Source organism: Roseibium sp. MB-4, from assembly GCF_053005265.1.
Map to the genome: position 1 here is coordinate 411,259 of NZ_JBRKQB010000002.1, position 13,190 is coordinate 424,448.

The following is a 13,190-nucleotide window of genomic DNA, read 5'->3' on the forward strand; positions in this document are numbered from 1 at the left end:
ACACGACCCCGTCGAGCGAAGGTAACGCCAACATGCTTAATGAAGCCTTGACAGAATAGTAGAATCGGAGTCGCAGAAATACGGAGGGTCCGCGCTCCAGCCGTCGGTGCGTGATGCCGCCATCCCCAGTTTTCAAAGACTTGTGGATACAAAAAACGCCGCGGAAAATCCGCGGCGTAAGTCTGAGCATGCGCTCTTTGCGGCGGTCAAAGCGCTGAGGGTCAGGACCCAGCTATGTCACAGCAGAAAGTCTGTGTTGCCAAGGGCCCGCAGCTGATCGGCCACGCCGCCCGCATCAGTGACGACCGTGTTCCAGTCTGCTGCGGTCAGGTTGGCGAGAGACAGATCTTCAGCCTGGATATCTTCCAGCACATAGGTGTGCCCACCATTGTTCTGAACGGTGATCGTCAGATCGGTTCCAACTTCCTGGAGCGAGATGTCATTGGCTGACAAACTGCTGAAATCCAAGAGATCTTCAGAGGCGTCAAAATTGAGCACCGAGACTTCCCGTCCCCAATCCCACGTGATCGCCACCGTATCGGCACCAAACCCAAGGTTGATCGTATCCGAAGTGGACGGAGTAAGCGTTGTGGCGGGCGGTGTTGGAACCTCCGAAGTGTCTGATGTATCGGGCGCGTCCGGTGTATCCGGGGTTTCGGTTCCTGATACGGCACCTACACCTTCACGGACCTGGAACCCGTCAGTCCCTTGGCCGGCCGGCGCTTCCGGCGTCAGCAACGCTTCCCGCGACACCAACGACACATCGTTCTGATCGATCCCGAAAGGGGCTTCCAGATTGTCTTCCATCACCTGATCGAAATGGAACTCCAGATTGCCTGGAATGAGGTCGGCTTTTTGAATGCCAGTGAAGGTGAAGCTTTGACCACTCGGCAGAACACTGATGACCATTCCATTCGGCGTGTCCTCAACGCTCAAGCGTTCACGCGTGCCGAAGTAGAGGAAACTGATCTTCTGTGTTGCCGGATCAAATCCGTTGATCACTTCGGCCTGCCCATATTCATGAGAGCGTATGTAGACCGTGTCGCCATCCCGCGGGCCGATGCCCTTTTCCCAGGAAAGAACGCCGCCGAGGTCCTGACGCAGGTGCTCGTTGCCGACCACGCCAAAGTTCTCAATGGTGAGATCCGCGAGTTGCACCCCTTGCAGGATCTGCATGTCCGGTCCCCACGGATTGTCGACGATCGGCTCACCGTTCGGGGTCATGTTCAAGATCAGGCCATGAACCGAAGCATTGCCGAAGTCGAGCTGATCCGCGGCCGGGTTAAAGCCGACGATATCATCCTTGCCAAACTCCGCGGCCCATTTGACGCCGCCGAGATCACTCGCTCCGGTCGGAACTGGTGTGTTGGACCCGTCAGCATCGTAGATCACATCGAACCCGCCGGTGTCCGGCGTTTCGATGGTTTGGCCTAAAAGGCTTGCAACCTCATTGAGCGCAGATTCTTCGGCAACCATGAAATTGTTCATCGTCATCTCAGATAGAGACACGCCCGTCAGCACCGTTGTGTTGGCGGCCTCGCCGGTAGCCGTGTAGACGGTGACCGTTAGACCGTTTGCCGTATCCTGAATCTCAAGCCGTTCCGCGATGACACCGGCTTCAAGATGAAGCATGTCCCCACCCGCCGGATCAAAATCCGGGATCACACGGGATGGGCTGTTCGGCATGATCATGATCATCTGTGCCCCGTCCGGCATGTCAGGCATATCCGGCATGTCAGGCATATCAGGGTTGTCCGGCGTATCCGGTGTACCTGGTCCGGAAACCGTTCCAACTTGCGACAGGATTTCCTCACCGGTTTCCGTGCTTTGAATTGTGAAGTTCGACGCTGACAGATCGCTCAAGGTTACGCCTTGGAGTGTCACGGTCTGATTGTTCGATGCCATCGTGAAAATCACGTTGCCATTGACTTCCGTGACATCGATCGCTTCCGGCCCAAACCAGTCGATGAAAATGGTGTCACTTTGTGGGTTGAAATTGGACACGACACGATCCGTGCCCCACGCCCAGGTGATCACAACCGAAGCATTGGCCGCAGTGACCCCCGCGGTTCCGTTCCAGCTGCCCGGCTCGATGGGCGGGGCCGGTGTGGGATCAACCGGGTCCGGGTCAACAGGATCTGGATCGACCGGATCAGGGTCGACCGGGACCTCGGGATCCGGATCAACAGGATCTGGATCCACCGGCACTTCGGGATCGGGCGCTTCGCTATCCTGACCGATCAAACCGAAAATCTTGCTGGCTGTCCCTGAGTCCAGAACAGTAAAATTGGACGGGCTGAGATCAGACAACTGCACCCCTTGAAGGGTTGTGGTCTGATTGTTTGACGGGACAGCAAACATAGCACCATTTGCTGTTTGGGTAATTGTGAGATCGGCCGCTCCAATCCAATCAACGAAGATGGTGCCAGTTGCCGGGTCGAAGTTCGACACAACCGCATCTTGTCCCCAAGACCATGTGATCACGACATCAGCCGAGCCCCCGTCAACGTCAGCCGAACCGTTGTCTCCGTTTCCAGGCGTCCCCGGGGTGCCGGGTGTTCCAGGCGTGCCACCGTCTGGCGTTCCAAGTCCTTCGTCCCCGGTTAGGCGGCTCTCATAGAAAGCGATTGCCTCGGCAACGGTCGGAGCATCGAAGCCACCGAACTGCTCCATATATTGCAGGATGGACGTACCGTATTCATCGGTACTGACTGCCCCGCTTTGCAGAAGGGACGCTGTCCCCCAGGCACCGCGCAAGTGTGCTGCAGCCATGATCCCAGTCAATGTCAGCTCAACCGTTACAGTCTGGCCGTTCTGCGTGTATGTCGCGGTCTGGCCGATATAATCGCTCAGCGATTGACCGCTGTTTGCGAGCTGGTTTTCGATAACCTGTAGATTGTAGCCAAAGGCTTCCTGGATCGCGACATCCTGGGCGGCCTTGGTTGTGAAGTCCGCAAAGGAGTTCACACCGTTCTTGCCGGTCCAGGTCCCATCCCAGGTGTTGGTGGCCGCACCGTTCCCATAAAACACCGTGTCGTCGTAGTAGCCGAGATCGATGAGCAGCGCTTCACCGAACTGGAAGCCAACAAACCCAAGCGAGTTTTGAGACTGGTAGGCCATCGCCTCCCATTCGGCATCTGTCAGCTGAGACCAGCTCGAATACTGCGGAAACCGGTCTTGCACCGGGCCGCCAGCCCATTGATCAAGCTGCCAATCCTGAATGACACCAGAGTCGTAACGCTCTCGGTCCCATCCCGATTCAAATGCCAGCAATGCGGACAAGAAGTCTTGATATGTTCCGGCCATTTGTTCCCTGCCTTGTGAGTACATAACGATCTCAAACTAGGCAGCGAATTGGCATGAATCATGGGCGCAAAATTAAATAGTAGAGGTATTATTGTGGCGAATATTTCATTATTTGGCAATTTTGGGGCAATGATTACTTGGTAAAACTGATCATAACACTTGAGAACAGATTTCATTCCCGAGAAGTTCGAAATTTATTTGGCTATCGGCTGCATCAGCAGAACACACGGCTGCGAGCGGTTGCCTTTGGGGACTCTCCGAAGCGCTTCTTATAGGCAACAGAAAACCGCCCAAGATGACGGTGCCCTGATAACTCGGCGACGTCACTGACAGAGAGGTCGCCATTTCGGGCAAGCAACAAATGACGGGCCAGGTTCAGCCGGCACTTCTGCAAATATTGAACAGGTGTCAGGCCCAACTCGCGTTTGAAGATAAGCTGCAAGTTGCGCGGAGTGGTTCCGGCATGATTGCTAAGCTCTATCAGACTGATATCTTCCCGCAGCCGGTTATGGATCATATCAACGGCCCGCTTCAGGATGGCAGGTCCGGACTTTTGCGTTTCATGGGAGAGCAAGACGGAAGCCGTGTTCTCTTGCACCTCAAGCAGAGAAACGATCAGTTCTTCTTCGAAATACAGTTGGGACGTGCGGTGTTCTGATCCAAACAGCTCTCCATTTTCCGCAGCATGAACCAGACCCCAAAGTTTGCGCATCCATTGGTGTGCTTCCGGTCGTCTCAGACGAAATTCCGGCGCAAACCGCAATTGGGCGCCCAGGTCCAAACCCGTGATTCTCGAGGCAACGTCGTCCACAAACTGCCGATCAATCTGAACCAGCAACTGCTCGCAGCCCGAATGCCAGCGCATCACCGTATGGCGGTCAGGATTTAGGATGGAGGCTGTCTGCGTGTTAGACACCACAGCCTGACAACCATTGGTGATTTCAGCAGCACCGCTAAGCGGGATCTGGATCAGAAAAAAGCGGGTCAGCTCGCCGGGCTCAATCGTCACGTCACCACCATAGCGAAGGTAATTGAGCGAGACATGCTCTCCGGAAACCCGGTGCTGGCAGGCGTCGAACCTGTCATCGGAGGATTGCCGCGCCAGCTTGTGACTGCAGAAATGACGCGCAACGATGTCCCGGGCCGCATCAACATCGAAGGTCTGAAAGCGGCGGAAGTCACTCAGCGGTGGGGGCCTTTGCGGTTGAGCCATCATATCCGAATGATGCCTTCGGCTTTACCGCAGGATCAAGCGTTCTCGCTGCTGCAATGCGGCATTTTGCAGCTCTCATCAAACTAATTTCGCAATCTGGATAAAATGTCCGGGACTTTCAGCGTTAGCCTGATCCTGTCTTGAAAGAGAGGGGATACAAAATGCAAAACGGAGCCGGGATCACCGCATCCAAAGACGGGCTCGACGGCGTCAGCTGGAATGTCGTTGGCCACACTTACACACCCAAGGTCCATAGCACCAACGCCTTCATCTGGCATGCCGTGGTGCCGGCGGACACGTTCGTACCGCCGCACATCCACCCGACCCAAGACGAATGGCTCGTCATGCTGGAGGGGGAACTGGAGGTCGAAATGGGGGGCAACGTCCATAAGGCAGGTCCAGGCGACACGGTGCGCATGCCCATGGGCGAAGCCCACGGTATCTTCAATCGGTCCGGCCAGACCGCGACCTGCGTCTTCGGCGTCGCGCCAGCGCGAAAGCTCTTCGATTTGTTTGGTGCCTTGAACGGTGTCACGGATCCGGAAGAACTCGTGCGCCTGTCTGCCCTGCACGAAGTCGATTTCCTGCCTCCGCCCGATCAGGCCTGATCGTCGCGCATTCTGGAGGGAAAGACATGACAAGACGGAAAACAGTCGCCGTCATTGGTGGCGGCGTGAGCGGCCTTGCGGCTGCAAAAGCCTTCGATGAACGCGGTCATCGTGTTCTCGGATTCGAGCGGAGCCACGATTTCGGCGGCGTCTGGGAACTGTCCAGGTCCTATCCGGATGTGCAGACCCAGTCGCCTAAGGATCTTTACCGGTTCACCGATTTGCCCATGCCGGACGACTATCCGGAATGGCCGAAAGGTCCTCAGGTTCATGCCTATGTCCACGCCTATGCGAAGAAGCACAATCTGGCGCGTTTGTTCCGGCTGAACACGACAGTTCTGTCGATGGACCGGCGCACAGACGGGCAGCCCGGCTGGACGCTGACCCTGGCGGCGGCGGACAAGACCTGGACCCAGGATTTCGACTTTGTCGCTGTGTGCACGGGGCAGTTCTCAGACAAAAACATCATCTCCCATCCGGGACAGGATGTGTTTGTCCAGACTGGCGGACAGGTCATGCACAGCTCTGACTACACCGACAGCAGCTTGGCGGCCGGCAAAAACGTGGTCGTGCTGGGCGGTTCAAAATCCGCCACGGACATTGCGGTCAATGCGGCCAAGAATGGCGCAAAGTCCGTCACACTTGTTTACCGCGAACCGGTATGGCGCGTGCCGTATTTCATCGGCGGCATCAACTTCAAGCGGCTGTTGTACATGCGGGCGCAGGAGCTGCAGTTCAACGGCTGGAATCCGTCGATCACCGGCAAGATCTTGTCGGCTTTGTTCAAGCCGCTCATTTGGGCCAACTTCCGCGGCTTGGAAATGATGCTCAAAACGCAGCTGAAGCTGAAGAAGTGGGACATGGTGCCAGACGTGCCGATCGAGAGGGACGCCTCATGTTCCCTACCCATCGTAACGCCCGGTCTGTTCGAGGGCTTTGAAAGTGGGGCCATCAAGCCGGTCCGGGCAACCATCGACCACTACGAAAATGGCCATGCGGTGTTGACCACCGGTGACCTGGTGCCCTGTGATGTTTCGGTTCTTGCTGTTGGCTGGAAACTGGGCGTGCCTTATCTCGCCAAAGAGTATCAGGACAAGCTGATCGAGCCGGATGGGCAATACCGGGTCTATCGCCTGTCGGTGAACCCGGATCTGCCCGACATGGGCTTTGTCGGTTTCAACTCCAGTTTCTGCACAATCCTGTCGGCGGAAATGATTGCAAACTGGCTGGTGCGCTTCGCAGACGGTCAGCTCGCAAATCAACCAACTGATCAGGAGATGCGGCAAAACATCAACATGATGCTCGACTGGCGGCGCAAGGAGCGGCCCGCCGCACAGGTCTATGGAGGCCTGTGTTCGGCCCCGTTCCACTTCCGGCACTTCGATGAGCTGCTGGCAGATATGGGCGCCACAAAGACCAAACGATCCAATCCGCTTGCCGAACAGTTCTCCTATCCGAATGCGGATGCTTATGGCGGGTATCTCGCCAGCACGCCGCAATACATTGCTGGATAGGGTAAAGGAATAATGCCAGTCGGCCTATAAGCCGGGTTCTGTATGGCCCACGCCAATCCGAAGATGTGCGCGGACGTGACAGCCATTCATCTGGGACGCCTGTTGCCAGACGCCTCACGCAACCAACCCGGACAACTGGCCTGGAAACCGGCCTGGGCCCTGGATTGCTCCAGGGTCCGCGTTGTCCCTATTCGGTCTTGCTCCCGGTGGGGTTTACCGTGCCGCCGCTGTTACCAGAGGCGCGGTGGGCTCTTACCCCACCCTTTCACCCTTACCCCGGCAAAGCCGGAGCGGTTTGCTTTCTGTGGCACTTTCCCTAAGGTCGCCCTCGCCGGGCGTTACCCGGCACCGTGTCTCCATGGAGCCCGGACTTTCCTCCCCCGCGGCCTTTCGGCACTTGCGGCAGCGGCTGTCCGGCCGACTGGCGCTCCGGGACTTAAGTTGCTTTTAAAACAAGGTCAAGCGAGCCGCCATGCAATCCCCGCTTCTCCATCAAGCTGCTTTCAGCATCTTGTAGGCAACGGACGGCAAGAAGCGGTGCAAGGTGTAAAGGACCGGAACGCGGCCCAGCCGGATTTCATCCTGTCCAGCCGACAGCCCTCGGACGATGGTTTGGGCAGCATCGAGAGCCGACAACGCGGACTGTTCCCGTCCGGCAGCCATGCGCGTTCTCAGGAGATCTGGCACGATGTCGGTAACGCCGATGCCGGTCTTTTCGAGTTGGTACCGCAAGCTGCGGGCAAACGCTGACAGCCCGGCTTTTGTAGCGCAATAGACCGGTGTTGATTGCTTCGGCACCCGGCCCAGCGCAGACGTGACGAAAGCGATGCGCGCCGACGAGGCTTGTTTCAAAAGAGGCAAAAGATCCGACGTCAATTCGATTGGCGCTTGCAAGTTGATCGCCATTTCCGCCTCGATGAGCTCCGGCGATCCGCCGCCGATGGAAAAATCAACGGCCTGCTGGATGCCGGCATTGTTGATCAGAAGTTCGATCGGCCGATCGAGGTCATAAATTCCTTCGACAAACCGGCGCCGATCGCCTGGATCTGTCAGATCAAGGCAAAAGGAGTGCACTTTGCCATAGTCTTCGGCGGCCCGAAGTGCACTTTCTGTCCGCCCGCAAATGATCACGCGATATCCGGCATGCCCATAAAGACGGGTCAACTGCGCCCCAAGACCAATGCCGCCGCCGGTAATCACGATTGTCTTTTCAGTACTCATGTCTTTTGTCTCCTGATCAACCTTTGACAGGAGCGATACCGATTTTGAGCGGGGCACTGCATTAACCCGGGTTAAGAAGCGCGCTGCTTGCCGCGGCGGGCCCGGATGCGCGAAAGCGCGACCGGCGTAATCCCGAGATAGGAGGCGATATGATATTGCGGCAATCTGGGAGCAAGATCTGAAAAGTCGTCCAGAAATGCCTCATATCGCGCACCCGCATCCTGAAGAAGAAAAGACGCTTCCCGCTGTTCCTTCTTGAGCGCGAGCATGGCAACGGACCGGCTCAATAACCGTTCCCAGTAGATGTCGTTTTCCAACTGCTGGCGCACAAACTCCATCGGCAAGGCAATTGTGACCGTCTCTTCCAACGCCTGTGTGAAAAACGGGCTCGGCACACCGGAAAGGAATGTCGACAGGCTGGTTACCACGCTGCCCGCAGCGACGAAGTTCTTGTTGAACTCCTTGCCGTCATCCGTGAGGTAGAAAAAACGTACCAAGCCCGACTGGATGAAATAAAGATCATCGGGCCGGTCGCCGGCAGAAAACAGAAGATCTTCAGCCTCAAAACGCCGGACCACCGAAGCATCCGAAGCTGCCTCGGCACTTTCCGCCGGAAGACCACCGCTTTTGCGGAGCCACACATTGAACATGGTCAGTGGCGACTGGGTCATGTCTATCCTGTTTTCTCCCATCACGCGCCAACCAGATGGTGCTTCGAAGGAATTGATCAAACACCAGACAGGACGGATTTATGCGCCGCGATTTGGCTGCATGTCTAGTCGCGCATTGCCCATCACACCCTCTCACCTCGCCAACACGTTTTCTTGACCTCCTCAGCAATCGGCTGAATACAGCCATTTCTGACAGAAATTTTATTTTTGACTACTGAGTACAGAATACCTATCTGTGGTCTGGCAATCGCGCCACTCGATGGAGAATTCAATGACTGACTTTCAATTGCACACCAAGGAAACAGCCCCGGAAGGCGGCGCTGAACTTCTGGAAAGATCTGAAAAGGCATTTGGCCGGATCCCGGGCCTGCACGCAGTGATGTCTGAATCGCCGCAACACCTTGAGGCCTATCAAAAGCTTCATGAGCTGTTCCAGCAGACCAGCCTCTCAACGGTCGAACAAAACGTCGTCTGGTTGACCATCAACGTCGAGCACGAGTGCCACTACTGTGTTCCGGCTCACACTGGAATTGCACACATGCAAAAGGTGCCGCAGGACGTGATTGATGCGCTGCGCGACAACACACCGCTGGCGGATCCGCATCTGGAAGCTCTTCGCGACTTTACGCTGAAGGTTGTGCGTCAACGCGGGCATGTCAGTGATGCCGATGTTCAAACCTTCCTTGATGCCGGCTTTACCAAACGCAATGTGCTCGACATCATTCTTGGGCTGGCCCAGAAGGTCATGTCGAACTATGTCAATCACTTGGCAGAAACGCCGGTCGACACGGTGTTCGAAAAATTTGCATGGACACCGCCGGCTCGCGAAGCTGCAGAATAACCCCGTCCCCGGCCGGCATTTTGTCGGCCGGGCCGCAACCTGATGATTGGGTATGGCAGGAAGACCGAAGAGTTTTGATGAAGATGCCGCGATGGACGCGTTTGTCGACGTGTTCTGGACAAAGGGCTATGGCGGAACATCTGTAGACGACCTTCAGTCGGCTGCCGGCATCAAGCGCGGCAGTTTCTATGCGTCCTTCGGCAGCAAGGACGACGTCTTCCAAACCGTGATGGACCGATACTGGAAGAGCGTCACAGAACCGGGCCTGTCCAATCTGGAACCAGCGGCAACAGCGCTTGATGGCGTTGCAAGTTTTTTGCGGCACGTCGGCCGTTTTATGTCGGAAAACCCGTTCCGCGGGTGTTTACTGCTGTCATCCGCAGGCACAAGCACGTCCAAAGTTGAAGCCTCTGAGGCCGTTTCGGAGCGGATGGCACAGCTGGAAGCCCGGCTCACAGAACGTCTGCATGTCGATCCAGACCTCTCTTTGGACCGTGCACGCGAGTTGGCGGCTTATGTCCTGACCATACTGCTTGGCCTCAATGCCATGGCGCGTACGGGACACGATGGCAATTCGATCCAGTCTGCGGCCGAGTGTGCCGCCCAGTCTCTGCATGCTTTGTCCCAGAAGCCTTGACCACTCCAAGCCCAGACTTGTCATATCATTCAGGCCAGTAGCGCTGGTGCGTCGCACAATCTTCATTTGCAAGGCCGGACGAAACCGGTAACCTTCGAGCAACCAAACAAGCTCGCGGGGACGCATTTATGAAACATGCGGTCAAGGCGGCGGAAGCTGCCGAAATGATACCGGACGGCTCTTCTTTGCTGATCGGCGGCTTTATGGGTGTCGGAACGCCGCATCGGCTGATAGATGCACTGGTCGCACGCGGTGCAAAAGACATGATTGTGATCGCCAACGACACGGCCATGCCGGGCAAAGGAATCGGCAAGCTGGTCACCTCCGGCTGTGTGTCCAAGGTAATAGCTTCGCATATCGGCCTCAATCCTGAAACACAGCAGAAGATGATTTCCGGTGAGATCGAGGTGGATCTCGTCCCTCAGGGCACGCTGGTGGAACGGATTCGTGCGGCCGGTGTTGGACTTGGCGGCATTCTGACCCCCACCGGCATCGGAACGCTTGTCGAAAACGGCAAGCAAACCGTTACGGTCAACGGCAAGGACTTTCTCCTGGAAGAACCGCTTGGCGGGGACTTTGCGCTGATTGCCGCGCATCAGGCCGATTATGTCGGCAACCTCGAGTATTCGCTGACCGCGCATAACTTCAACCCGATCATGGCCATGGCCGGTGCGACCGTGATTGCCGAACCCCAAACGATCGTCCCGGTCGGCGTCATCTCGCCGGATTCCGTCAAGACCCCGGGAATTCTGGTGGATCACCTGTTGGAGAGGGCTCACTGATGGATGCCAAGGAAATCATCGCCCGCCGGGTTGCCCAGGAAATCCAGCCGGACACGCTGGTCAATCTCGGGATCGGCCTGCCCTCAATGGTCGCCAACTATCTGCCGAAAGAAGTGCACGTCTTTTTCCAGGCCGAGAATGGCGTGATCGGGCTAGGAGCACGGCCGCCAGAAGGCATGGAGGACCCCGACCTCACAGATGCGGGTGGTGGGTTCGTCACTGCGGTTCCGGGCGCGGCGTCGATCGACAGCGCCATGAGTTTCGGCCTGATCCGCGGAGGCCATCTCGACACGACTGTACTCGGCGGTCTTCAGGTCGATGAACGGGGTTTTCTGGCAAACTGGATGATCCCGGGAAAGATGGTGCCGGGCATGGGCGGCGCGATGGACCTGGTCGCCGGTGCAAAGAACGTGATCGTTGCCATGGTTCATACCGCGAAGGGCAAACCGAAGATCCTTCACGAATGCCAGTTACCGCTGACAGCCCAGCGCCGGGTCAGCCTGATCGTCACGGAAATGGCTGTGATTGAACCAACAGAAGAGGGACTTCTCCTGAAAGAAGTCGGGCCAGGTGCCAGCGTCGATGATGTTATTTCGGCAACAGAAGCCAGCCTGATCATTCGGGGCGACGTGCCGCAAATGAAGCTCGCCTGAACAACCAACAGCCGCCCAAGACGGCAACATGAGTAGACATCAGCGGCGTTGCCGTCCAGGTCAGGGTTATAGGTATATCTTCAGATGCGAGGCGGCTCGGAACACCCCTAAATTCGGGGCATGATCCAATCCGTGATAACCGTCCTTGGCGGGCTCGGCCTGTTTCTTCTGGGCATGCACCTAATGACCCGGGGATTGCGGCAGCTCGCGGGAAACCGGCTCCGCCAGTACATTCAAAACTCAACCAGCACGCCCGCAACCGGCGCCCTCTCCGGCGCACTGGCAACAGCCTTGTTGCAGTCTTCAAGTGCGACCACTGTCGCGACCGTTGGTTTCGTCAGTGCAGGGCTGATGACGTTTCCGCAGGCCCTTGGCGTCATCTTCGGGGCAAACATCGGCACCACGATTACGGGCTGGATGGTCGCCCTCCTCGGCTTCAAGCTCAAGATCGGCCTGCTCGCGCAGCCTTTGATCTTTTTCGGTGTTCTTTTGCAGCTTTTTGGCCGTGGCCGCTGGCAACCCTTCGGGTTGGCCATTGCCGGGTTTGGCCTTCTGTTCGTCGGCATCGATACATTGACCCAGGGCTTTTCCATTCTGGAAGGCCGGATCACTCCGGATGATTTTCCCGGCGACACCTTTCTTGGACGCGTTCAACTGGTCCTGATCGGAGTGGTGATTACGCTCATCACCCAATCCTCAAGCGCAGGTGTTGCAACAGCACTGGCAGCCCTGACGGTTGGAGCAATCTCCTTCCCTCAGGCTGCCGCCCTTGTCATTGGGATGGACGTTGGAACTACAGCGACCGCAGCGCTCGCAACCGTCGGCGGATCGGTCGCATCCCGCCGAACAGGATTTGCGCATGTCGTTTACAATCTGATGACCGGTTTGATCGCGTTTGGCCTCCTAGTTCCGCTTGGCTGGCTGTACGCGGCCGCCGGGCCGCACATAGACCCCCAGATTGCGCTGGTCGGTTTCCATACAGTGTTTAATCTCATCGGTGTCTTGGCCGTCGTTGGCGTGACAAAGCACTTCGCGCGGTTGATCATCTGGCTGATGCCGTCCAAGGGAGAAGACCCGGCCGAGCGGTTGGACGATCACCTCCTAAAAGATCCGGAAGCCGCTTTGGATGCAGCGCGCGCAGCTGTGCAAGATCAGGCAAAACTGCTTTTCGGAGCAGTCTCGGATGCGCTTGGGGCGGAGCCAAGGGAAATCCGGCCGGTTTCTATTGATGCATTTGAACAGACGAACACATCCCTCCGGTCCTATTTGGATCGCATCAAGACCGGGCCGGAAGTTCCTGCTGCCAATGCAGACCACATTCACCTTTTGCATGCACTCGACCATATGGACCGGCTGACCGACCGGCTCCGCCAGAGCGACCGGATCGAGACGATCCGAACAACAGAGCACCTCTCCCGTTTCGGACACCAGCTTTCCGGCCTCGCGGGACGTTTCAATGACGCTAAGGGGGACCCTGCCGTTTCCGCCGAATTTGATGCGCTTCGGCAGGCATTTCGAGAAGAACGCCGGCTCACCCGGGAAAACACCTTGAACCAGGCCGCCAACGATCAGGTTGGGTTGGAAGAAGCCATCGCCCGTGTCGACAGTATCCGCTGGCTACATCGTTCCACCTATCATTTATGGCGGATCTCGGTGCATCTCGTGGACGGAAGAAACGGCGAGGCTCCCAAGACCGACGCGCGTCTTGAGATGGAGTTGGATAAAACCTGACCACATATTCGAT

11 protein-coding genes and 1 other RNA gene are annotated in these 13,190 nt (G+C 57.0%); 7 read left to right on the forward strand and 5 right to left on the reverse strand.

Annotation, left to right across the window (positions count from 1 at the left end):
- Positions 1 to 237 precede the first annotated feature (237 nt).
- Both ACVDG4_RS12980 and ACVDG4_RS12985 read right to left on the reverse strand, forming a co-directional pair.
- Complete coding sequence (locus tag ACVDG4_RS12980) at positions 238 to 3,306, reverse strand: hypothetical protein (protein WP_447235372.1); 3,069 nt, start codon at positions 3,304 to 3,306, stop codon at positions 238 to 240.
- A gap of 214 nt (positions 3,307 to 3,520) precedes the next feature.
- A complete protein-coding gene (locus ACVDG4_RS12985) occupies positions 3,521 to 4,522 on the reverse strand; it encodes an AraC family transcriptional regulator (RefSeq protein WP_447235373.1) in 1,002 nt (333 codons plus the stop codon).
- 158 nt (positions 4,523 to 4,680) lie between these two features.
- Here ACVDG4_RS12985 and ACVDG4_RS12990 point away from each other — a divergent pair, with 158 nt between their 5' ends.
- Both ACVDG4_RS12990 and ACVDG4_RS12995 read left to right on the forward strand, forming a co-directional pair.
- On the forward strand, positions 4,681 to 5,127 hold the full coding sequence (locus ACVDG4_RS12990; protein WP_447235374.1) for a cupin domain-containing protein: 447 nt from the start codon (positions 4,681 to 4,683) through the stop codon (positions 5,125 to 5,127).
- Positions 5,128 to 5,153: 26 nt separating this feature from the next.
- Entirely contained in the window at positions 5,154 to 6,641 is a 1,488-nt protein-coding gene (locus tag ACVDG4_RS12995; RefSeq protein ID WP_447235375.1) for a flavin-containing monooxygenase, read from the forward strand.
- A gap of 11 nt (positions 6,642 to 6,652) precedes the next feature.
- Here the strand turns inward: ACVDG4_RS12995 and rnpB are convergent.
- The 3 genes from rnpB to ACVDG4_RS13010 all read right to left on the reverse strand — a co-directional run bounded on the left by rnpB (position 6,653) and on the right by ACVDG4_RS13010 (position 8,533).
- Positions 6,653 to 7,066, reverse strand: an RNA gene (gene rnpB, locus ACVDG4_RS13000) — RNase P RNA component class A.
- Between the two features lie 67 nt (positions 7,067 to 7,133).
- Positions 7,134 to 7,862 carry an SDR family NAD(P)-dependent oxidoreductase gene (locus ACVDG4_RS13005; protein WP_447235376.1) on the reverse strand — a complete coding sequence of 243 codons (729 nt, stop codon included), beginning with the start codon at positions 7,860 to 7,862 and terminating at the stop codon, positions 7,134 to 7,136.
- Between the two features lie 71 nt (positions 7,863 to 7,933).
- Positions 7,934 to 8,533 carry a Crp/Fnr family transcriptional regulator gene (locus tag ACVDG4_RS13010; RefSeq protein ID WP_447235377.1) on the reverse strand — a complete coding sequence of 200 codons (600 nt, stop codon included), beginning with the start codon at positions 8,531 to 8,533 and terminating at the stop codon, positions 7,934 to 7,936.
- Positions 8,534 to 8,804: 271 nt separating this feature from the next.
- On the opposite strand from ACVDG4_RS13010, the gene ACVDG4_RS13015 reads away from it, so the two are divergent.
- From ACVDG4_RS13015 to ACVDG4_RS13035, 5 genes are all read left to right on the forward strand, one after another.
- A complete protein-coding gene (locus ACVDG4_RS13015; protein WP_447235378.1) occupies positions 8,805 to 9,374 on the forward strand; it encodes a carboxymuconolactone decarboxylase family protein in 570 nt (189 codons plus the stop codon).
- Between the two features lie 52 nt (positions 9,375 to 9,426).
- Positions 9,427 to 10,011: a TetR/AcrR family transcriptional regulator gene (locus ACVDG4_RS13020; protein WP_447235379.1), complete on the forward strand. Its 585-nt coding sequence runs from the start codon at positions 9,427 to 9,429 to the stop codon at positions 10,009 to 10,011.
- A 128-nt stretch (positions 10,012 to 10,139) separates the two neighbouring features.
- On the forward strand, positions 10,140 to 10,793 hold the full coding sequence (locus ACVDG4_RS13025; protein ID WP_447235381.1) for a CoA transferase subunit A: 654 nt from the start codon (positions 10,140 to 10,142) through the stop codon (positions 10,791 to 10,793).
- Positions 10,793 to 11,446, forward strand: a complete 654-nt coding sequence (locus ACVDG4_RS13030; RefSeq protein ID WP_055672181.1) for a 3-oxoacid CoA-transferase subunit B — start codon at positions 10,793 to 10,795, stop codon at positions 11,444 to 11,446. Before ACVDG4_RS13025 ends, ACVDG4_RS13030 begins: the two co-directional genes overlap by 1 nt.
- A 132-nt stretch (positions 11,447 to 11,578) precedes the next feature.
- Positions 11,579 to 13,177, forward strand: coding sequence for a Na/Pi cotransporter family protein (locus tag ACVDG4_RS13035; RefSeq protein ID WP_447235382.1), 1,599 nt, complete (start codon positions 11,579 to 11,581; stop codon positions 13,175 to 13,177).
- Positions 13,178 to 13,190 lie beyond the last annotated feature (13 nt).

Coding starts and splice junctions, on each gene's coding strand:
- ACVDG4_RS12980 (WP_447235372.1), bottom strand. CDS start 3,306: ATGGCCGGAACATATCAAGACTTCTTGTCCGCATTGCTGGCATTTGAA.
- ACVDG4_RS12985 (WP_447235373.1), bottom strand. CDS start 4,522: ATGATGGCTCAACCGCAAAGGCCCCCACCGCTGAGTGACTTCCGCCGC.
- ACVDG4_RS12990 (WP_447235374.1), top strand. CDS start 4,681: ATGCAAAACGGAGCCGGGATCACCGCATCCAAAGACGGGCTCGACGGC.
- ACVDG4_RS12995 (WP_447235375.1), top strand. CDS start 5,154: ATGACAAGACGGAAAACAGTCGCCGTCATTGGTGGCGGCGTGAGCGGC.
- ACVDG4_RS13005 (WP_447235376.1), bottom strand. CDS start 7,862: ATGAGTACTGAAAAGACAATCGTGATTACCGGCGGCGGCATTGGTCTT.
- ACVDG4_RS13010 (WP_447235377.1), bottom strand. CDS start 8,533: ATGACCCAGTCGCCACTGACCATGTTCAATGTGTGGCTCCGCAAAAGC.
- ACVDG4_RS13015 (WP_447235378.1), top strand. CDS start 8,805: ATGACTGACTTTCAATTGCACACCAAGGAAACAGCCCCGGAAGGCGGC.
- ACVDG4_RS13020 (WP_447235379.1), top strand. CDS start 9,427: ATGGCAGGAAGACCGAAGAGTTTTGATGAAGATGCCGCGATGGACGCG.
- ACVDG4_RS13025 (WP_447235381.1), top strand. CDS start 10,140: ATGAAACATGCGGTCAAGGCGGCGGAAGCTGCCGAAATGATACCGGAC.
- ACVDG4_RS13030 (WP_055672181.1), top strand. CDS start 10,793: ATGGATGCCAAGGAAATCATCGCCCGCCGGGTTGCCCAGGAAATCCAG.